Here is a 19,830-nt window from a genome sequence, read left to right on the forward strand (position 1 = left end):
TCCTTCTTTCTTGATTTTCAAACAGTTGTGACGTTTGGATTCCAAAGGTCATGTTTTTCATGCAGGCATGACCTTTGGATCCAGTATCACAGTTACTCAGCGATTGTAAGCGTTACCGTTGTCGGAATCTGCACATATGCCGGTGAGCAAACTTTAACATTGTTCGGGAAAGCAGACCCGAACCCGCGAGCCAACGGCAGATTTAAAGTAACGCCAAATTCAACCGTTCCCGCCTGCGCCGGTGTGCCGGAAATCTTCAAACCGGTATTTACGTCATAGCTGTAACCGGAATCCGTCATGACTTTTTCTAAGGTAAGACCGTATTCCGCCAGCTTCGCGATATCTTCGTCTGATACCGTATAGCCGTATTCAAACGCCTTGTAATAATTGCCAGCCGCAATATCCTCCAGTTCAATCATGCGGGTATCTGTGGACTGTGAATTTGTAGCCGGAATGTGTCCAACCGTATCATAGCCTGTTTGTCCATAAGGCTGCGCCGCGTCTACCCAGTACCAGTTTATGATATTAAAATCGCCGCTTACCGCGTCGCCGGTACCCGGAATTGTTACCGGATTTCCAAAAAGCTCGCCCTCTGCGGAAGGAACTCCGTTTCCATCGTTATCTGTGATGCCGTTGACATATGTGCCAAACATCGTCACCAGCGCCTGATACGGATAAGACGGTGCGTCAATCGTAATATCCGCCGCTTCACCCGTTTTCAGTTCTGTGGAAGATACATGAATCGGGTCAATTACCTTCACATCTACATTTGCTTCCATCGTAATATAACCGTCAATGCCGGTGAGCACAACGCCTACCGTGAATTCCGAGATGTCCTGGGAACCGTCCGCTGTGATAACTCCGCCCTCTAACGTAAATCCCGCCGGAAGTTCTGCTCCTTCTGCCAGACTTACCTCTGTAAAATCAACGCCTTCAAAGTTAATTGCCAGAGACTGACCTACGTGAGCGTCAAAAATCATTACCGCATCGTCCAGTGTCGTATAACCATTGCGGATAGCGTTTCCATTGCTGTAATTCCACAGCATTTCCTGTGCGCTCTTACGAACCGCCGCGTAATGTGTCTGGGAAGCAAAGGTTCCTTCGCCGCCGTCTGAAACCAGTACACAGTTATCCTCTGCGCTCCATGTTCCAACCTCAAGATCAACTACCGGAAGGGTCGAACCGGAACCAAGGATCTGGTTATTTCCCTGACGAACCATTAAGTCGATCGGGCAATAGGTTCCCTGCCATGCGTCCGTTTCAAAAATCGCCCGGTTATCCCACTCATCACGAACCAGCGCTTTCACAGCCGGATTGAGCTGGGAATTGATATTTCCAAGACGGTTAAAGGAACCCATAACACCGGTTGCATTTCCTTCCTTCAGAGCTGCTTCAAACGGTCTTGCATAGATCTCACGGATTACCTGCTCCGTTGCCCAGGTGAATACGCCGCCGTTAAGGTCGCGATAGGATTCCTGGTCATTCAGCATCATATGCTTGATTTCACAGGTAACGCCCTTAGAGGTAACGCCCTTTGCCACTGCCGCCGCAAACGCGCCGCCGTGCATACCATCCTGGCTGTAATACTCTACGTTACGTCCGGAAAGCGGGCTTCTGTGAATGTTCATTGCATTGCCCTGCCAGTAGGAGCAGCCCTTGAACAGTGCTTCGTTACCCATCATAACTCCAACGCGCTCCGCCAGCTCTACATTAAAGGAGGCTGCCAGAATCGGCGGGCACGCCCACATGGTTCCGCCTGCAAGCTGCAGCGGTGTTTCGTCAGCGCCTGCTCCTTCTATGCCGGCGAACGGAAGAGAAACTACGCCTCCGCCATTGCGGACCATATCGGTGAGTTCTTCCCAGGTAAACTGATTCATAAAAGCTTCCCATTTCTGAGAGCCTTCGTCATCGCCCTGTACTACCGCTCCGTCTTCCACATCCAGCGTGAAATCTATACCCGTCATATCCTGGATGGTGATTTCCGCTTTATCTTCCTCGCCGCGCGCGGTCGCCTGCGTCCAGGTGGACGGGATGCCGCCCTCGTCTACATACCAGTCTTCATAGCCCTGATCCATGTATGAGCGATACGTGTACTGATTGTCTATCATTTCCAGATAATCGCTGTCGATGGTGCGGTCCTCCACAGAGGAAACCTCCGGCTGAACCATTCCCGTTGCTCTGGAAATAGTATGATCCAGAAGAGAATCGTTTACGGTCGTCCAGTCATCTACAAACAGCGGAGTAATCTCGTTGCCAGTCGTATAATCATTGGTGCAGAGGATGCCCTCGTCAACAGTGTATGTTTTTTCCAGCACTACATCATGAGAATTGCGGCGCGCCGTAATTTCATAGCTGCCAGCCTCCAGCTCGTAGCCTGCAAAATCGTTAGCGTTTGCGTCGTTCCAGTCGAAGGACGCCATATCCTGTGCCACCCACTCTATCGTAACAGTCTGGCTTTCTCCCGGCTGCAGCAGGTCTGTCTTTGCAAAGCCAACCAGATTAGCGGAGGCTTTCTCAATTCCGCCCGGTGTATACGGCGGATTTGCGTAAATCTGAACCACATCCTTGCCAGCCGTATCGCCGGTGTTTGTCACCTTTACCTGCATCGCCATCTTCTGCCATGCATCGGAGATGGTGCTTTCCTCATTTTCAACCAGCTCCCAGTCGAAGGTCGTGTAGCTTAATCCATAGCCGAAAGGATACAGAACATTTTCATACGCTGCATCTTTCTCTTCCTCGGCCGCATCGTCATAGGCAGTCTCATAATATTTATATCCCAGGTAGATGCCCTCACGATATTCTATATTCGCGTAAATGGTAGCGTTTCCGTCTTCCGTATAGAGGTAAGCATCTGTGCCATTCTGTGTCTGCTGTCCGAAGTTTGTCCAGGTCGGGCCTTTTGTGAAATCTTTTTCCCACACCTCTACCGTATGTCCGCTGGGGTTGACGTCTCCGTTTAACAGTTGTCCAATCGCTTCAATCGCATTGTTTCCGGTATTTCCAACCCAGAAAATCGCGTCAACGCCATACTCTGATTCCGCCTTTGGCGCCGCCAGCTCCGGGATCTGTAAAATATTGGAAGAGTTAATCAGCACGATGATCGGCTTGTCCGGATAGTTTTCCTTAACGTGCTTTACCAGTGCTTTCTCATTGTCGTCCAGCATCATCTCATGGTCGGCAGGGTCAGAGTGACCGGCTACGTTGCTTGCCACCTTATCGATACCCTCAGAACCGGTCCGCGAGAACACCAGAATCGCCGCATCTCCGTAACCATTGTAGGTACTTACTGTTGCGTTCGAGTAGTACTCCATCGGGAGCTCATTATCCGTAGTGCCAAGCGCTTCGTGCTTTGTGTAAAGGTCCACCAGTTTTGGGTTTACCTTAAAGCCCGCCTGTTCCATTGCCATCTGCAATGTACTTTCCTCCAGACCGTTCGCTCCGGTAGAACCGGCGGCTGAACCGACCGTGGAGGCTACCAGATTCACAGAATGCATACCGAATAAGGAAACATAGCCGCCCTTTTTCAGTGGCAGTGCATTGTTCTCATTTTTCAGCAGGGTAAAGCCTTCCGCCGCCGCTTCGATTGCCAGCTCGCGCGCCGCAAGCTGCTCATCTTCCAGCGTCGCGTAATCCGTATAATACCTGCCGCCTGTGCCGGCAAAACCGTAGGTATTCCCCTCCGGCACTACTGTCTCCGCCATAACCGCAACCGGATTGGTCATCATAACGGCTGCTGCCAGAACAGAAATCTGTTTTCTCATTTTTTTCATTCTCCCAAAACTCCTTCCTTGTTTTTTATTTCTGCTTAAAAATCAGCTTCATAATCGGATAAAATACCCAGAAGGAAATCGCACAGTTGATGATCATTGTGACGATATCCGCCAGCGTCGTGCCGGTGCCGCTTCCCATCCGTTCTATCAGGAACCGGTACAGCGGCGCTTTATAGACGCCCTGCAGAGCCGCCGCGCCGATGGTAATGATGACATATGCCAGCACGTACCACGCCGCTGCCTTCCAGACATTTCCCGTCGCTTTAAAGGTTACTTTTCTTTGTGTGATAAAATTAATTACCTGGGCAATCGCCATTGTCAGCTCCACCGCCGCAAAGTAGGCGAGACCGCCGCCTCCGCCCTCCGCGATGGAACCGGCTGCATAATCAAAGATGTAATAAGGCGTTCCGTTCACATTCTGCCCTACCTGCAGCACCTGGAAATTCACATCCACCATAGAGGTCATTCCGAATATCCATTTAAAGCACGGCATCAAGATAAGCTGCAGCACCGTAACGCCATTGCAGACAATGAAAAACATCAGAAACTGCGCGATGCCCGGATGCCGGCTGTCAAACGACCGCCAGGCTGTTTTTACGCTCTCCATAGTTCACCCCCTCTTTGCCAATTCATGTTTTACGGGTTCCAACGTCATGTTTTTTCACGCAAGCGTGAAATACATGACTTTTGAACCCTGGGCATCATATTAATTCCAATTCCAGGAAATCCAGCGCACCTTCGCCGCGGAAGCGGAAATACAATGCACTTACGCCGTCCTCCGCCTCTGCGGTATCGGAGAAGCGGTGCCAGTCGTTTGTGCGCACCCGCACAGGAATGCTGCAGAGCAGCTTTTCAAACCCGGCGTCCGCCGACACCTCCATACAGCCCTCCGCGTTTCCCCGCACATGGACGGCTACCTGTTCCAGCCGCCACAGGGAGAAGTATTTGAATCCCGCCACGGCGCCGTCCCGCATGTTTGCGATATACTGACGTGCCGCTTCGTCGCCGTCCTTTTCATCCTGCGTAAAATACGGATGAGCCTTCAGCCTTTTTGCCGGACTGCTCCCGTCGTATCTTCCGCAGCCTTCTGCCGACCAGAGATTGCAGGCGATTCTTGCGCCGTAGATGCCCCTTCCGCGCAGCGGCGCACCGTTTAATCCACAGCTTGTCATTTCCGCCTGTGCAAAACTGCCGTCCGGCAGCCGCTGCAGCCGCTCCGCACACGCCTGCCTTGCATAGGAGCTGCGGTTAGTCTGACGGTGATAGAAAATATAAAATTCCTCCCCGATCCGCAGCATCCCGCCGTGGGTATTTCCCAGATAGTTGCGCGCGTCGCTCTCCGACGTTCTTCCGTCCAGAAAAACATCCCCGTTGCTCACCAGCGTGCCGCCAAAGGTAAAGCCGCCGGTCGGGCGGTCGCTCACCGCATAGCAGAGCTCGTGATTGTGCCTGGAGGAGTAGACGAAATAATATTTCCCGTCGTATTTTCTCATGGAGCTTGCCTCAAAAAACTCGTGATTTTTAAAGGAACCCTCTCCCTCTTTCGGAAAAAGCAGTGTCTCCGGCACCTTAATCGTTACCATATCCTTCTCCAGCTCCAGCACATAGCCGCCCTCAAAGCGCAGGCGTCTGCCGCCCGTCACGATAGATGGGACCGGGGTATAAAATCCCGAATAAAGATAGACTCTTCCGTCATCATCCACAAAGATGCCGGGGTCAAACGGAAACGAATCTCCCTTCCTGCGTCCCCATATCGTGCCGTCCGCGTAACGGACATGTCCGTAATACGTATATGGTCCCTGCGGTTTATCGCTCACCGCCACGCCCATAATCCCCATAAAATCATAAGCGTAGTAAAGATAGTATCTGCCGTCCGCTCCCACTGCCACATCCGGGGCAAAGAGCAGGCGCAGACCAAGCCTGTTTTTCGGGTCCTGGTTTTTCCGGTAGATCACGCCCTCATACCGCCAGTCGCTCAAATCCTTTACGGGAGCCGACCAGCAGACGTAATCATTCATGCAGAACATCGGAGCGCCGAAGCGGTCATGCGAACCGTACACGTAGACCCGGTCGCCGAAAACATACGGCTCTCCGTCCGGTATGTACTCGTATTCCGGAAGATATGGATTTACTGCCTGTTTTTTCACGTTATCCCTCCCTTCTTTTTTGTCTGTGACTGTATCTTATCATATCATTTTTCATTTGAATCACACGTTGCATAATCGGTCGTTTTATTTCCCAAGCGGCAGCATCACCTTCAGAATAAACCAGTTATCCTCCACCGCCGCCATCATGGAGCCGCCGTATTTCTGCGCCAGATAACGGATGCTTTTCAGCCCGAAACCGTGCTCGTCGCGGCTTCCCTTTGTCGTCACCGGAAGCCCGTTGGCGAACCGCAGATTTTCTTCCAGATAATTCTCTATACGGATCAGCACAAACTGGTTCATTTCCGACACAGAAAGATGAATCAAGCGCTTTTCCTCCGGCTCGATAAACAGCTCGCATTCAATCGCGTTGTCCAGCGCATTGCCGAAAATCGTACACAGATCCATGACGGATACGCTCTCCAGCAGCTTTCCGTCCGCCACACAGGTCAGTGTGATGCCGTGCTGCGCGCAGTACATGCCTTTTCCGGTCAGTATCGTGTCCAGCACGCCGTTGCCTGTTTTGTACTGCGTCTCGTAATCGCGGATTTCCTGTTCAAGCTCGTCCAGATAGAGGTCCTTTTTCTCCTGGTTCTTTTCGCTGCGCAGAATGGCAATCTGATGCTTTAGGTCGTGGTATTTCCGGTTAATCATTTCCATGCTCTCGCGGGACTGCTTGTACTGCGCATACTGTGTCCGCAGCACTGTATACACGGATTCCAGCTCAAGCTGTATGTGATGCTCGCTGCACTGACGCTGATACGCCAGAAGAATGGCAAAGCCGCCCACGCCGGTCAGTGTGCGGATATGAAACGCTTCCTTCGCCAGTGATGTGCTGAAGGGCGTATCGGAAAAAATATAGCTCAGATTGCTCAGTGCAAAGGTGATGGCGGCAATCAGCACAGAGGTCAGCATCTCCTGCGTCGTAATTTCCGTCCAGTGATGTCCCCGGCGGCTCTGAAACCAGTACGCCCCGGCAAAAAAGATGCCGTACACCGTCAGCATAAAAAGCGCGGACGCCAGCTCTCCGGCAAAGAGACCGCCGCCCTCCGCCCAGAAATAGTAGAGCTGCCACTCCAGCGCCGCCGCGACCTCCGCCATCACAAAGGTGATAGACATCCAGTAAATGCCCGCTTTTTTGTTCATATCGCAGCAGCTCATAATCATCCAGTACATCACCAGAATTGCCGCCGCCATCCCCGGAAGCCAGAACACCACATTAATCACGCCGAGCGCGTGCTGCAGAAGCAGAAGGATGGCAAGCGCCGCCAGAGCGCAGAGCGTTTCTCTTCTCGTCGGGCGGAAGGTCAGATGATGCTCCCTGCGGTACAGACCGATGCATACCACGCAGGAAAGCCACTCTGCAATCGCCGTATAGGCTTTTGGGATATCCGGAACCATTCCGATTACGCCGTTCATTTCATCGCCTCCCCCATATATGCCACCAGCGCCCTTTTCAGTTCGCTCTTCTTTGCGCGGCTCACGGGAATGGATAAATCGCCGAGCAGCACATTGTCCTTATCAATCCCTGTGACATATCGCAGATTAATGAGATAACATTTGTTGCAGCGGAAAAAGCTGGCGCTGCCAAGCTCCGTCTCCAGCTTCCCAATGCTGGTCGTTGTCGATTCGTACTGCGCATCCTTCGTGTGATAAGTGAGACGGTGTCCCTGGCTCTCCACCCAGCAGAGCTGCGATACCGCGATTTTATGCACCCCCGCTTTGGTATTTACCATGAGATATTTCTCCTCGCGCTTTTTCATCCGCTCCATCGCCCGCTTAATCCGCTGGCTGAATGCAAAATACGAAATCGGCTTTAATACATAGTCCAGCGCATCCACCGCATAGCCGCGGATGGCATACTGCGCCATATTGGTGATAAAAATGATGATGACACGCGAATCCTGTTTCCGTATCTGCTCGGCAGCCGCCATGCCATCCATAAACCGCATTTCGATATCCATCAGAATCAGGTCAAATTGTCCGCGGTAGTTCTCTACGATCTCATCCCCGTCTGAATAGGCGGTCACCTCCAGCGGCTCCCGGTATTCCTCCTCATACTTTTTCAAATACTCCTGCAAACGCTTTGTGTAACCCGCGTCATCCTCCACAATCGCAACCGAAACCATGCCCATATCCTCCTTTATATAATGACCCCCATTGCTTCTTTGGATTCATTATATTGGCTGCCCGTCCCGCCCGCAAGAGCCATAGCTTTATCTGCCGTTTTCACAGCTTAATATGCGTCACAATTCAGCCGTTTACTCCGTTCACAGCAACAAAAAGACCGCTGCGGCGCTGATAATTTCTCACCTGCGCCGCAAGCGGCTCCTGTTTATGTCTTTCTGCCTATGACTTTCCACTCGTATCTTTCTGTTCATGACTTTCTGCTTCTGAGCGGAATCATAATATCTGTCAGAAAGATGTCCTGCTCTGTCTGCATCTGCACATCCCCGCCATATTTTTCCGCAAGATAGCGGATACTCTGCGTACCGTACCCGTGATACTGCCGGTCCTGCTTTGTGGTCTTCGGCATTCCGTTCTCGAAGAGAATCTCCTCCTGGTAATAATTTTCCATGTGGATGAATCCCAGACCGTTTTTCTCTGTGACCGTCATGGAAATTACCCGTTTTTCCGGATTGGAAACCTTCTGCACCGCCTCGATGCTGTTATCCAGAAGGTTTCCGAAGAGTGCATAAATATCCTGCTCTTCCATGAACGCCAGAATTTTTCCGTCCGCAATGCAGGTAAATTCAATCTGGCGGCTCTGGCAGAGCAGATTTTTATTTGCCAGTACCACATCCAGCGTACCGTTTCCTGTGTGGAAGCCGGATTCATAGACGTCGACTGCCTGGCTGATTTCCTGCAGCTCCTCCCGGCTCATCCGTTCTTTCAGCCCCTCCAGATAGTATTTCAAATCGTGGCATTTCCGGTTAATCACTTCCGTGACCGCCTTTTCCCGCTGATATTTTTCCTGCTCCATATCGAGAAGCTGCCGTATCGCCTGCTGCTCCCGCCTGGCGGCGCTCTCGCGGAAGCGGCTCACACACACGGTCAGCGCCAGCACCGATATCATCATGGACATCAGATGCGTGCATATTTTTAACGTCTCATTTCCTGTTGCAGAATAAACGCCCATCATCGTGATGCTGATAACAATATCCGCAAGAATTACAAAGAACGCCAGCACTATCAGCACGCGGTCCTCCCCCTGCATGTCCTCCTCCCGGAAGGTCCGTCCTTTCAGTGCCAGAAAATAACCGGCGAAAAATACCAGGGCAATCGCCGCGTACAAAACGATTTTTTCATATGGTCCGTCCGGAATCCGCAGGAAAGTACACAGCAGCTCATGCCCGCGCTGCGCAATATGTTCGAGGCAGTACGCCACCGTCACGCAGTACAGCGCCGTGATCAGACGACACTGGAACACGAGCAGCGTCCATACGGCGGTGACTGCATAGGCAATCAGATATTTGACCCAGCCTTTCCGGTCTGTCAGGTAAAACGCCATGCTCCAGGCAAATATCATAAGCGCATACAGCAACAGCCATACCCAGAACCGCGACCGCTTTTTCAGATTCTGTCCCGCCATCGTAACGCCGGCGCACATGCTGAGAAAGAAATTTAAGTCATTCTGCAAAAAGAAAACTGCCCACCCTGCAATCATACGCTCACCTCAGTGTTCTTCCCATGTAATATTTATGACAGGCTTCCAGAAATTCCTGCCTGCGCAGTCTGCTGACCGGAAGCTCTTTTCCGTCCACCGTCACGTACTGCCCGGTTATCCGTTCGATGTGCCGGAAATTGACAATGTAGGAGCTGCCCAGACGGAAGAATTCCTTTTCGGGCAGGAGCTTTTCTATCTGTCTGAGCACACCGTAGGTTTCATAATCGCCGTTTTCTGTGTGGTATATAATATGATGCTTATAAATTTCAATGTATTTGATGGAAGATACCGAAAGCCGGATGGAATATTCTTTCAGCTCCAGCATCACCTCATCCTCCCGCACATGTCCGCACTCCCGGATTGCCCGCTTCATCTTGAGCGCAAATGTGGGATAGCGCAGCGGCTTTACTATGTAATCGAGGGCATCCACCTCATAGCCGTTCACCGCATACTGCATCAGATGGGTAATAAAAATGAGCACTACCAGTGGGTCCTTTTCCCGCAGCTTCTTCGCCGCTTCCATCCCGTTTCCATCCGGCAGCTCGATATCCAGAAATACAATATCAAACTGGAAATGATAGCTTTCCAGAAACGGCTCTATCCCCGTAAAGTGCATGTATTGGAGTGTTTCTTTGCTTTCCTCTGAAAAACGTTCCAGAAACTCTGTCAGCCTTTTTGCACTCGCCTCTGAATCCTCCACAATCGCTATATTTAACATATCCTCACACATCCATTATAACTTCTCATAATCTCATTCGGCCACCAGCCATATCCATACAGCAGCCGGATGCCGCCAATCATTTCCGGATGCCTGTTCTTTGGCAGCCGGCTCTATTATATCATACTATCCCTGCATTTCGCCTATAATCTTTTCATTTACATCTTGAAATTTCCACGTCACTTCCATTCTGTCCTCACCAATCATCTTCGCCGTCTCAATAAAGAATGCGATCCCACCTGTTTCTGGAATTTATTAACTGCTTGCGCTTTCATATCTATGTACCCCGTAATTCCAAAAAGACAATGCAAGCAGTGTAAAAATGCACACGATTATCAACCCCAAAATCAATCCTTTTGCCGACAACGCCCCTATTAATGCCTGCGTTGGCAGCGTTGCAATTACCCCATATGGCAGTACACAGTAAAAAATAATCTTATAGATTCCAGAAAAAGCAATCCCAGGTATTTTCAAACACAGATCAGTAGCTGTATTCTCTATTTTCACCAGATTGTTTACGGAGAAAACAAAAAAAGCAAAACACCGTATCAGAAGCTCCAGATCATAGTACAGTATTGTCATCAGAAGAACCAGAAACAAATATCCAATGATATTGGAATACGAAAGACTCATGCTGTTTTCTTTCACCCCATATATAATGATACATGCACTGAACAGCAAAAGTGGCATGGCACCTGGATTTACTTTTTCAAAAGTAATCCGCAGCAGTGGATTTACCGGTTTTGTCAGATATAAGTCCAACTCTCCTGTTTGTATTTTCTCTGGTATGGAAATTACCCCAAAAAAGCAAATTGTCATGTTCAGAGCATCAATCAGGGAAAATGTCCCAATAAAAATAAGTATTTCTCCATGTCCCCATCCACGAATATTATCTACATGCCCGTAGATTGCCTCAAAAGCAAAAAGCTGAACCAGAAAATAACTGGTATTGATAAAAAACGGTCCAAAGAATCCCAAACGAAATGTCATAATATGGGATAATCTTAATTTGATTAATGCTGATAAAAATTTAAAATTATTTTTCATATTCCTGCTCCATCATACTTAATTCGATAATGTTTATAAGTTGCCTGATTGAAAACAATAAAGGCAATGCACCATATGCTTAAAACAAATATGCCTGTGACTGCTTCATCCTCACATTTCCCTATAAACAGCATACTCGGAAGATATGTGACATAATAAAAAGGCAAAAACCTCATACCTGCTGTCATCCATTCCGGCAAAAGAGCAAGCGGAATGACCGCCCCGGTCACAAATGCTGAAAAATTATCTTTTATCATAAGAAAGGTGCTGATTTCCTCAAATTTCAAAGTTAAAATTCCAAGGAAATAATTAAGCTCCGCCATAAACAACAATCCTAAAACAACCATGATGATTCCGCATAACAGTATCTTTAAATTGGCTGTATGCACAAATGGAATCCCTGACAAACAGAACCACAGAAAAGTTACGAAAAAACCAATGCCTGCCGAAAATGCAATCTTCCCGGCTTCCATCGCTACAAAATACCCCTGTGTCTGTACCGGTATCACCATATATTTTGAAAAAGTGCCATTTCTCAGCATTCCGGTCATTTGCTGGCTGATTTCAGCAGATTTATCCAACTGGAATACATAAGAACTTATGATATAGTATGAGATCATAGTCTGAAAGCTTAAGCCCGCTATCTGATTCTTTCCTTCAAACAGAATACTCCATAAAATCCATGCAAACAGGATTTTTGCCACTGCCAGAATCATATCAACAAAGGTATCCGGCCTCCAGATCAACTGTGCTTTCATATATACCCTGACAATTTCTAAATATTTCTTCATGTCCTACACCCCCTTATAGATACGCTCTACTACAGAACCTATTTCTTCTTCCTCAATTCCAATATCCTGGATTGGATAATGTCCTATATAAGATTCCAGAACTTTTTCTGCATTCTGTTTTGGTATTTCAAGTACCAGTTTGTCATTCGTTTTTTCTAATACCCTGCAATCATCCGGCACATCAGGTTCCACACTGTGTTCAAAGTATATCGTCATTCTCTTACATTTTTGATATTTCCCGAATAACAGATCCGTATCGCCGTCATATATTTTTCTGCCGTGATTCATTACTATGGAGCGTTTACACAATACTTTAATATCCTCCATATAATGCGAGGTAAGCAGAATGGTTGTTCCTCTTGATTCATTCACATCTTTTAAGAAATTCCGGATCTGCTTACTTGCTATGGCATCCAGTCCAATGGTCGGCTCGTCCAGAAACAGTATTTTGGGATTATGGAGCAGCGCAACAATCAGTTCCATTTTCATGCGTTCGCCCAGAGATAAGGTCCTTACCTGCACATTCATAAGCTCCTGTACCTGGAACAAATCCACAAAAAAATTCTTATTTCTCCTATACTCATCTTCCGGAATACAGTATATCTCTTTAAATAGCTTAAGCGTATCCTCCGCTGTCAGTTCAAAAAACAACTGGCTCTTTTGCCCCATAACTACAGCATATTGCTGCTTAAATGCCTTCTCCAATTTATTCGGATAAAATCCCAAAACCTGTATCTTACCGCTTGTTGGCGCAATGATTCCGGTCAGCATCTTCACCAAGGTTGTTTTACCAGCTCCGTTCGGTCCAATCAATCCTACAAATTCACCTTCATTCACATCCATATGAATAGCATCTACTGCTATTTTTTCTTCATACTCCCTGTGAAACAGACCTTTAATACTTCCGACCAGACCTTCCTGCTTTTTGTATCGCTTATACTTTTTTGTTAAATTTTCTGTCTCAATAATTTTCATCTTCAAAATCTCCCGTTTAAATAATGTTTCCAGAACAGTAAAAAATGCATAAAAAACGTGGTTTCTGCCTATCATACATAGACTGAAACCACTGCTCCCTATATCCCGAATGATGCAACATAACAGGACCTTCCCATAAAAGGAAATCCGCAATGTCCTAAAACACGCCACATTTCACGGTCAGTCCCAAATAAAAAAAGCATGACTACCACAGTCATACTTTCCCTACGTTCTTATCCATCATAATAAGACAATTATTTTCGGTGTACACAGTATTCTGTAAGGCAGAAACAACCAGCATTCAACAATGCTGAAAAGGGTAACACAAATAAAACACGCTATTCCGTGCTTACCCTCGTATAAAATTTAGTTGTTTTTTGTCTTTACAGAAACAATTAACATCCACTTACCTGCTCTTTCTTGAGATATAATTCTATATTAGCTTATTGCCTTCCCAATGTCAATAAGCTTTTTTTCCAACAGCAAATTATGCTTTTTTCCAACAGCAAATTATGCACATCCTCTAATTTTATCTGGTGATACACTTTCCCATCTATCATCAAATTGGGAGCGGTACGGCACTGTTTTAAGCAATTCTGTGTTTTCAACAAACATTTCCCATTTTTTGAAAGCATGGGTTGCCTTGAAGAGTATTCTTCATCAATCTGCAATTCTCTCTTTACTTCCTGAAGAATTTTCATCCCCTGCTTTCTACCGCAGCGCTCCCCTGTGCAAACTGTTACGGTATGTTGATAATCTGCCTCCTTCAGACTTGGAAACCGCCGAATTAAGCAGGTCAATATTCCTTCCTTTACTCCCAGCGCTTCTGCTGCGTGCTGCTTCATTTCCGGTGAAATAAAGCCATAAAATTCCTGAATTTCTCGAAGCATATTTACTACTTCTTCTAATATTAGTATTCTTTGAGAAGATAAATTGCAGGCACTTCAGCTCAGACTGATTGCTCCCGATGAGATGAATCTGTGCAATAAAGTGCCAGCAAACCGCTCAAACACCCGAAAAATCCGGGGTTCCGATAAGGTCGTACGGAGTCACCTGGTAAACATAGTAATTAAGCCAGTTTGTATACATATTATTGGCGTGGGAACGCCACATCAGAAGCGGCGGATTCGCTGGATCGTCGTCACGATAATAGTTTTTCGGGATTTCGATTGGAAGCCCTTTTCCGAGATCCCGCTTATACTCGCCGTCCAGCGTGACGCGGTCATATTCCGGATGTCCCATCACAAAAATCTGCCGCCCGTCGTGCGTCATGGTGAGAAATACGCCTGCTTCCTCAGATTCCGCAAGCACCATCAGTTCCTTACAGTTGTGAATGTCCTCCGCTGATACCTCCGTATGGCGGGAATGCGGCGCCAGAAAGACGTCGTCAAAACCGCGCACCAGCGGGATTTTGCGGTTGGATACCTTATGCCAGAACAGACCGAACATTTTCTTTTCCAGCATACGTTTTTTCAGCCCGAAATGGTGGTACAGTCCCGCCTGCGCTCCCCAGCAGAGATGGATGGTGCTTGTCACATGCGTTTTTGTCCAGTCCATAATCTCTACCAGCTCTTCCCAGTAGTCTACCTCTTCAAATTCCATTTGTTCTACCGGCGCGCCTGTGATAATCATGCCGTCAAACATTTTTTCCTTTACCTCATCAAAGGTCACATAAAACTGGTTCAGATGACTTGTCGAGGTATTTTTTGACTGGTGTCCCGATACCATCATAAAGGTGATGCTGATCTGCAGAGGCGTGTTGGAAAGCGAGCGCAGAAGCTGCAGCTCCGTCTCTTCCTTCAGCGGCATCAGATTTAAGATGGCAATCTCAATCGGACGGATATCCTGGTGGATAGCCCGGTTCTCGTCCATCACAAAAATGTTTTCTCTCTCTAATATTTCCTTTGCGGGCAGTTCGCCCTGTACTTTTACTGGCATAAAAAATTCCTCCTGTTGTCCATGCTTTTTCTGTGCAGCCGTCGTATTTCCCGTTCGTCCATGCGCTCACATCAAAGGCGCAAAGAGCCTCAGCACTTTTCCTGCGATTCTGAAAATGAGCGGCTGCTTTTGATAAAAGTCATGCGTTACCGTCAGACATTTTTCCAGTGTTGTCTGGAAGTCGTTTTCCAGTTCTGCGACGGCGGTGTTCTGATAAAGCAGGACGCCGCACTCGAAGCTCAGATAAAAGCTGCGGAAATCCATGTTGATGCTTCCCACGACTGCTTTTTCATCGTCGGAGACGATTGCCTTTGTGTGGACGAACCCCGGCTCAAACTCGGATATTTTCACGCCTGCATCCAGCAGCTCATCGTAATAGGTGCGCGCCAGCAGAAAGGCGTATTTTTTATCCGGTATATGCGGCATCATAATTCTTACGTCCACGCCGCGCTTTGCCGCATACGTGAGCGCGACAATCATTTCGTGGTCCGGCACCAGATACGGCGTCATGATGTGCACATATTTTTTTGCCGAATACAGAATGTCCATATAAACGGTTTCGCTCGTCAGCTCGCCGTCCAGCGGATTGTCGTCAAACGGAAGCACATAGCCGCTTTCCGGATACTTTCTTTCTGCCGGCGGCACATCGATGTAGCTCCGGTAGTCCACTTCCTCCTGATTTTTCGGATTTGCTACCTTCCAGGTCCGCAAAAACATCAGTGTAAAGCTCTTTACCGCTTCTCCCTCAATGATGACGGCAGCGTCCTTCCAGTAACCGAACCGCTCCTTGCGGTTGATGTACTCGTCCGCCAGATTAATGCCGCCGGTCATCGCCATTCTTCCGTCCACCACCACGATTTTGCGGTGGTCACGGTTGTTCTGCGTCGTGGAGAGCGCCGGGATAATCGGTGCAAAGACGCGGCATTTTATTCCATATTTCTCCAGTTCCTGCGGATAATCGCGCGGCAGACGGAACAGCTCGTTCATTCCGTCGTAGAGCAGGCGGACCTCAACGCCCTCCTGCGCTTTTGCTTTGAGGATTTCCAGCACAGATTCCCACATATAGCCCGGACCGATAATAAAAAATTCGATAAAGATAAATTTCTTCGCGCCGCGCAGCTCCTGCAGCAGCGGTTCAAAAGCTTCCTCCCCGCTGGAGAAATATTTCGCCGAGGTATTCCGGTGAACGGCGCTTCCGCTGGCATTTCTCAGATAGGTTGCCAGATGCGTCATCTGCTGCGATTCCTCCTGCAGCATCCGTTCGGTTTCCGGATTCTGCTCCACCAGAGACGCCGTTTTCGCCTGCTCCTCCAGAATCAGCTTGTTAAGCTGCCTGCTTCCAATCTGCGCATAAAAATAAAGATAAAACAGCGCGCCGAATACCGGAACCGTCAGAATCGGAACTATCCAGGCTATCTGGAACGCCGGATTTCCGCGCCTGCCGATAATCACAATCACAAGACAGAATCCCAGGAATACCATTGCCCAGTATGTGATAAACACATAGTCCCGTATCAGCTTAAAGCAGATCAGCAGAATGCCGAGCTGTATCAGTATCATCAGAAAAATGATACCGGTTCTGCTGAAAATAACGTGCAGGATTCCCTGTTTGCCCTTCTTCAGCTTTTCTTTCGGTTTTGTCAACAGTTGCTTTTCTTTCTCCTTTTCGTTTTCCATCCTATTTCCCCTGATTTTCCGCAGCCGCCATTTCCAGAAATTCTGCTTCATCAATTACCGGAATACCAAGCTGCTGTGCTTTTGTCAACTTGCTTCCTGCATTTTCTCCTGCCAGTACATAGCTGGTTTTCTTCGATACGGACCCCGCCGCCTTTCCGCCAAGCTTCTGAATGAGGCTGACCGCCTCGCTTCTGCCCATCGTCGGCAGCGTTCCCGTCACCACGAAGGTTTTGCCTGCGAAAACAGTGCCCGCTTCCTCCTGCTCCGCCTCCATGTTGACGCCAGCGTCCCGCAGCTTTTCCAGCAGCCTGCGGTTATCCGGCTCCGCAAAGTAGCTGCGGATTGCCTCCGCGCTGATGCTTCCGATATCGGAGACGCTCTCCAGCTCTTCCTGCGACGCCCCGGCCAGCTTTTCTATGGTTCCGAAGTGGCTCATCAGCGACCGTGCTGTCGCCTTCCCGACGCCCTGGATGCCAAGCCCGGTCAGCAGGCGGTCCGGCTGGTTTGCCTTCGCGTCCTCGATCGCCTTCAGGAGTTTGTCGGTATTTTTCTCCTTGCCGATAATTCCCTGCTCAATCAGCTCTTCCCGGTGTTCCTTTAAGGAAAAGATATCAGCGACATTTTTCAGGTACCCCAGCCGTACCAGTTCTATGATATAATTTGCACCGAATCCCTTGATGTCCATCGCGTCCCGCCCGACAAAATTGATGATGTGCCGTTCGAGCTGCGCCGGACAGTTGCTGCCGGTACATCTGATATCCGCCGTGTCCTTCTCACGCACCGCCGGTGCGCCGCAGACCGGACAGACATCCGGAATGCGGAAGCGCTTTGCTCCCTGCGGGCGTTTTTCTTTCTTTACCGCCCGGATTTTCGGGATAATCTCGCCCGATTTATAAACGACAATCGTATCGCCGATGCAGATATCCAGATCATCAATGAAATCCTGGTTATGCAGCGTTGCGCGGGAGACGCTTGTCCCGCACAGACGCACCGGCTCAAAGACGGCTGTCGGCGTTATCCGCCCGGTTCTTCCAACAGAAAGCTCAATGTCCAGCAGCACGCTTTCCTTTTCCTCCGGCGGATATTTATATGCCACCGCCCAGCGCGGCACCTTGGAGGTCGCCCCGACAATGGCTCTCTGGGCAAGGCTGTTGAGCTTTACCACCGCCCCGTCGATATCGTAGCCGAGCTCGCCGCGCATACTGCCGATCTCTTCTATGGCGTTCCACACCTCGTCCGCCGTGCGGCAGACCTTATAGTGGTCTATCACGCGGATGCCGTTGCTTTTTAAATACTCATAGCCTTCCGTATGCGTGGTAAATTCCCGTCCCTGCGTTTCCTGTATATTAAAAACGAACAGCGACAGCTCCCGCTCCTTTGTGATGCGGCTGTCGAGCTGGCGCAGCGTTCCCGCCGCACAGTTTCTGGGATTGGCGAACAGCTTTTTCCCAAGCAGCTCCTGCTTTTCGTTTACCTTCTCAAATGCCGCATCGGTCATATAGACCTCGCCGCGGATTTCCAGATAGGGAATCGGATGCTTCAGACGCGTTTTCACGTCTTTAATCACCCTGGCGTTTTCCGTAACATCCTCTCCCTGGATAATGCCGTCTCCGCGCGTGATCGCGGTCGTCAGCACGCCGTCCGTATAGCGCAGCGCCATCGAAAGCCCGTCGATTTTTGTCTCGACTACAAATTCCGGATTGCCGAACTGCGCCTGCATATCCTGCACGAAAGCGTCCACTTCCTCACGCGAAAATACATCCGCCAGACTCAGCATCGGCACGCGGTGCTTTACCAGTACCCCCGCCTCGCGCTTTGCCGTCCCTCCGACATGCTGTGTGGGCGATTCCGGCGTGATCAGCTCCGGATGCTCCTTTTCCAGGCTTTTCAGCTCCAGCATCATCTGGTCGTATTCATAATCCGAAATTTCCGGATTGTCCTGGTTGTAATAACGGTCGCTGTGATATTCCAGCGTCTTTCTCAATTCTTCTATTTTTTGCTGTATCGTTTCCACGGTTGTCCTCATTTCCCATATTTTAAAAGTCCTGTCCAGGTGTCACATCCGGACCGGTTTCCCCGCCTCCGCCAGCGCACAGATTTCCCGCAGCTCCTCATCGGTCGCTTCACGGTACTGTCCGGCGGGCAGACCGCCAAGACGGATGTTCATGATGCGCACGCGCCGCAGCTCCTGTACCTGATAGCCTAGCGCCGCGCACATGCGTCTTATCTGCCGGTTCAATCCCTGCGTCAGTACGATGCGGAAGGCTCTGCGCCCGGTTTTCTCCACTCTGCACGGGCGTGTGACCGTATCCAGCTCCCGCAGATACACGCCCTTTGCCATTTTCTTTAAAAATGTATCGTCCACTGTGCGATCCACCTTCACCAGGTATTCCTTTTCATGACGGTTTGCCGCCCGCATGATCTTATCCTGCAGCTCTCCGTCGTTGGTCATAAGAATCAGTCCCTCAGAATCCTTGTCCAGTCTTCCCGCATAAAACACACGGCTCGGATAATCCACCAGCTCCTCCAGCGTGGTGTCGCCCCATGTTTTGTCTGTCGTGCACACAACCCCGCGGGGCTTATTTACGACAAGCAGTATCCGCTCCTGACTGCGCACCGCCTGTTCGCCCTCCACACGGATATCCTGTGACGGCAGTACCTTCTGTCCGGCGACTGCCGCTGCGCCGTCCACCAGTACCTTTCCCTCCGCAATCAGACGGTCCGCCTCGCGGCGGGAACAGATGCCCGCCTGCGCAAGGTATTTATTGATGCGCACCGGCTCCGCCGTGTCTGTAATCTTTCGAAAATCTTCTTTTGTGCGGTCTGAAGCCATGTGCATTCTCCTCTCTGCAATCTCCATTTATATATTTCCCGTTCGTCCATGCGCGATATTCCTGCGCAACGAGCGCCTATTCGGAAACCTTTGGTTTCCTCATTGTTCGTTGCACTCACATATGTCCTCCGTGAAACCCGACTGACTGCGAGCAGTCGTCGTATTTCCCGTTCGTCCATGCGCTCGTTGCTTATTCTACATATTATACCAAATTTCTATTTTTTTGCAACGGTTGCACGAATGTTCGCCATGTAGTATACTTAATATAAT

General features: G+C 49.3%; 15 protein-coding genes. All 15 read right to left on the bottom strand.

Annotated elements, in window-relative coordinates; all coding sequences use genetic code 11:
- Positions 1-92: 92 nt before the first annotated feature.
- The 15 genes from NQ534_RS20285 to NQ534_RS20355 all read right to left on the bottom strand — a co-directional run bounded on the left by NQ534_RS20285 (position 93) and on the right by NQ534_RS20355 (position 19,560).
- Positions 93-3,761, bottom strand: a complete 3,669-nt coding sequence (locus NQ534_RS20285; RefSeq protein WP_176944172.1) for a glycoside hydrolase family 3 C-terminal domain-containing protein — start codon at positions 3,759-3,761, stop codon at positions 93-95.
- A 34-nt stretch (positions 3,762-3,795) separates the two neighbouring features.
- Positions 3,796-4,377 carry a hypothetical protein gene (locus tag NQ534_RS20290; RefSeq protein WP_006861851.1) on the bottom strand — a complete coding sequence of 194 codons (582 nt, stop codon included), beginning with the start codon at positions 4,375-4,377 and terminating at the stop codon, positions 3,796-3,798.
- A 94-nt stretch (positions 4,378-4,471) separates the two neighbouring features.
- Positions 4,472-5,917 (bottom strand): family 43 glycosylhydrolase, encoded by a 1,446-nt coding sequence (locus NQ534_RS20295; RefSeq protein ID WP_006861850.1) that lies wholly within the window; start codon positions 5,915-5,917, stop codon positions 4,472-4,474.
- A gap of 84 nt (positions 5,918-6,001) precedes the next feature.
- Positions 6,002-7,333 (bottom strand): ATP-binding protein, encoded by a 1,332-nt coding sequence (locus tag NQ534_RS20300; protein WP_006861849.1) that lies wholly within the window; start codon positions 7,331-7,333, stop codon positions 6,002-6,004.
- Positions 7,330-8,043: a LytR/AlgR family response regulator transcription factor gene (locus NQ534_RS20305; protein ID WP_040783071.1), complete on the bottom strand. Its 714-nt coding sequence runs from the start codon at positions 8,041-8,043 to the stop codon at positions 7,330-7,332. The genes NQ534_RS20300 and NQ534_RS20305 overlap by 4 nt, the downstream gene beginning before the upstream one ends.
- Before the next feature lie 248 nt (positions 8,044-8,291).
- The gene (locus NQ534_RS20310) at positions 8,292-9,581 is read right to left on the bottom strand and encodes an ATP-binding protein (protein ID WP_006861847.1); all 1,290 of its coding nucleotides are present in this window, start codon (positions 9,579-9,581) and stop codon (positions 8,292-8,294) included.
- Positions 9,582-9,585: 4 nt separating this feature from the next.
- Positions 9,586-10,299, bottom strand: coding sequence for a LytR/AlgR family response regulator transcription factor (locus NQ534_RS20315; protein WP_040783172.1), 714 nt, complete (start codon positions 10,297-10,299; stop codon positions 9,586-9,588).
- A 255-nt stretch (positions 10,300-10,554) separates the two neighbouring features.
- Complete coding sequence (locus tag NQ534_RS20320) at positions 10,555-11,346, bottom strand: ABC transporter permease (RefSeq protein ID WP_006861845.1); 792 nt, start codon at positions 11,344-11,346, stop codon at positions 10,555-10,557.
- Positions 11,343-12,137, bottom strand: coding sequence for an ABC transporter permease (locus tag NQ534_RS20325; RefSeq protein ID WP_006861844.1), 795 nt, complete (start codon positions 12,135-12,137; stop codon positions 11,343-11,345). Before NQ534_RS20325 ends, NQ534_RS20320 begins: the two co-directional genes overlap by 4 nt.
- Before the next feature lie 3 nt (positions 12,138-12,140).
- Positions 12,141-13,112, bottom strand: coding sequence for an ABC transporter ATP-binding protein (locus NQ534_RS20330; RefSeq protein WP_040783169.1), 972 nt, complete (start codon positions 13,110-13,112; stop codon positions 12,141-12,143).
- 443 nt (positions 13,113-13,555) lie between these two features.
- The gene (locus NQ534_RS20335; RefSeq protein WP_006861842.1) at positions 13,556-14,002 is read right to left on the bottom strand and encodes an NADH-quinone oxidoreductase subunit NuoE family protein; all 447 of its coding nucleotides are present in this window, start codon (positions 14,000-14,002) and stop codon (positions 13,556-13,558) included.
- A 115-nt stretch (positions 14,003-14,117) separates the two neighbouring features.
- A complete protein-coding gene (gene metA, locus NQ534_RS20340; RefSeq protein WP_006861841.1) occupies positions 14,118-15,050 on the bottom strand; it encodes a homoserine O-acetyltransferase MetA in 933 nt (310 codons plus the stop codon).
- A gap of 66 nt (positions 15,051-15,116) precedes the next feature.
- Entirely contained in the window at positions 15,117-16,727 is a 1,611-nt protein-coding gene (cls, locus tag NQ534_RS20345; RefSeq protein ID WP_050778303.1) for a cardiolipin synthase, read from the bottom strand.
- A 1-nt stretch (position 16,728) separates the two neighbouring features.
- On the bottom strand, positions 16,729-18,753 hold the full coding sequence (ligA, locus tag NQ534_RS20350; RefSeq protein ID WP_006861839.1) for an NAD-dependent DNA ligase LigA: 2,025 nt from the start codon (positions 18,751-18,753) through the stop codon (positions 16,729-16,731).
- 30 nt (positions 18,754-18,783) lie between these two features.
- Positions 18,784-19,560 carry a pseudouridine synthase gene (locus NQ534_RS20355; protein ID WP_040783070.1) on the bottom strand — a complete coding sequence of 259 codons (777 nt, stop codon included), beginning with the start codon at positions 19,558-19,560 and terminating at the stop codon, positions 18,784-18,786.
- Positions 19,561-19,830 lie beyond the last annotated feature (270 nt).

Source organism: Marvinbryantia formatexigens DSM 14469 (assembly GCF_025148285.1).
GTDB lineage: Bacteria > Bacillota > Clostridia > Lachnospirales > Lachnospiraceae > Marvinbryantia > Marvinbryantia formatexigens.

Coding starts and splice junctions, on each gene's coding strand:
- NQ534_RS20330 (WP_040783169.1), bottom strand. CDS start 13,112: ATGAAAATTATTGAGACAGAAAATTTAACAAAAAAGTATAAGCGATAC.
- NQ534_RS20290 (WP_006861851.1), bottom strand. CDS start 4,377: ATGGAGAGCGTAAAAACAGCCTGGCGGTCGTTTGACAGCCGGCATCCG.
- NQ534_RS20320 (WP_006861845.1), bottom strand. CDS start 11,346: ATGAAAAATAATTTTAAATTTTTATCAGCATTAATCAAATTAAGATTA.
- NQ534_RS20315 (WP_040783172.1), bottom strand. CDS start 10,299: ATGTTAAATATAGCGATTGTGGAGGATTCAGAGGCGAGTGCAAAAAGG.
- metA (WP_006861841.1), bottom strand. CDS start 15,050: ATGCCAGTAAAAGTACAGGGCGAACTGCCCGCAAAGGAAATATTAGAG.
- NQ534_RS20285 (WP_176944172.1), bottom strand. CDS start 3,761: ATGAGAAAACAGATTTCTGTTCTGGCAGCAGCCGTTATGATGACCAAT.
- NQ534_RS20335 (WP_006861842.1), bottom strand. CDS start 14,002: ATGCTTCGAGAAATTCAGGAATTTTATGGCTTTATTTCACCGGAAATG.
- cls (WP_050778303.1), bottom strand. CDS start 16,727: ATGGAAAACGAAAAGGAGAAAGAAAAGCAACTGTTGACAAAACCGAAA.
- NQ534_RS20310 (WP_006861847.1), bottom strand. CDS start 9,581: ATGATTGCAGGGTGGGCAGTTTTCTTTTTGCAGAATGACTTAAATTTC.
- NQ534_RS20300 (WP_006861849.1), bottom strand. CDS start 7,333: ATGAACGGCGTAATCGGAATGGTTCCGGATATCCCAAAAGCCTATACG.
- NQ534_RS20325 (WP_006861844.1), bottom strand. CDS start 12,137: ATGAAGAAATATTTAGAAATTGTCAGGGTATATATGAAAGCACAGTTG.
- ligA (WP_006861839.1), bottom strand. CDS start 18,753: ATGAGGACAACCGTGGAAACGATACAGCAAAAAATAGAAGAATTGAGA.
- NQ534_RS20355 (WP_040783070.1), bottom strand. CDS start 19,560: ATGGCTTCAGACCGCACAAAAGAAGATTTTCGAAAGATTACAGACACG.
- NQ534_RS20305 (WP_040783071.1), bottom strand. CDS start 8,043: ATGGTTTCGGTTGCGATTGTGGAGGATGACGCGGGTTACACAAAGCGT.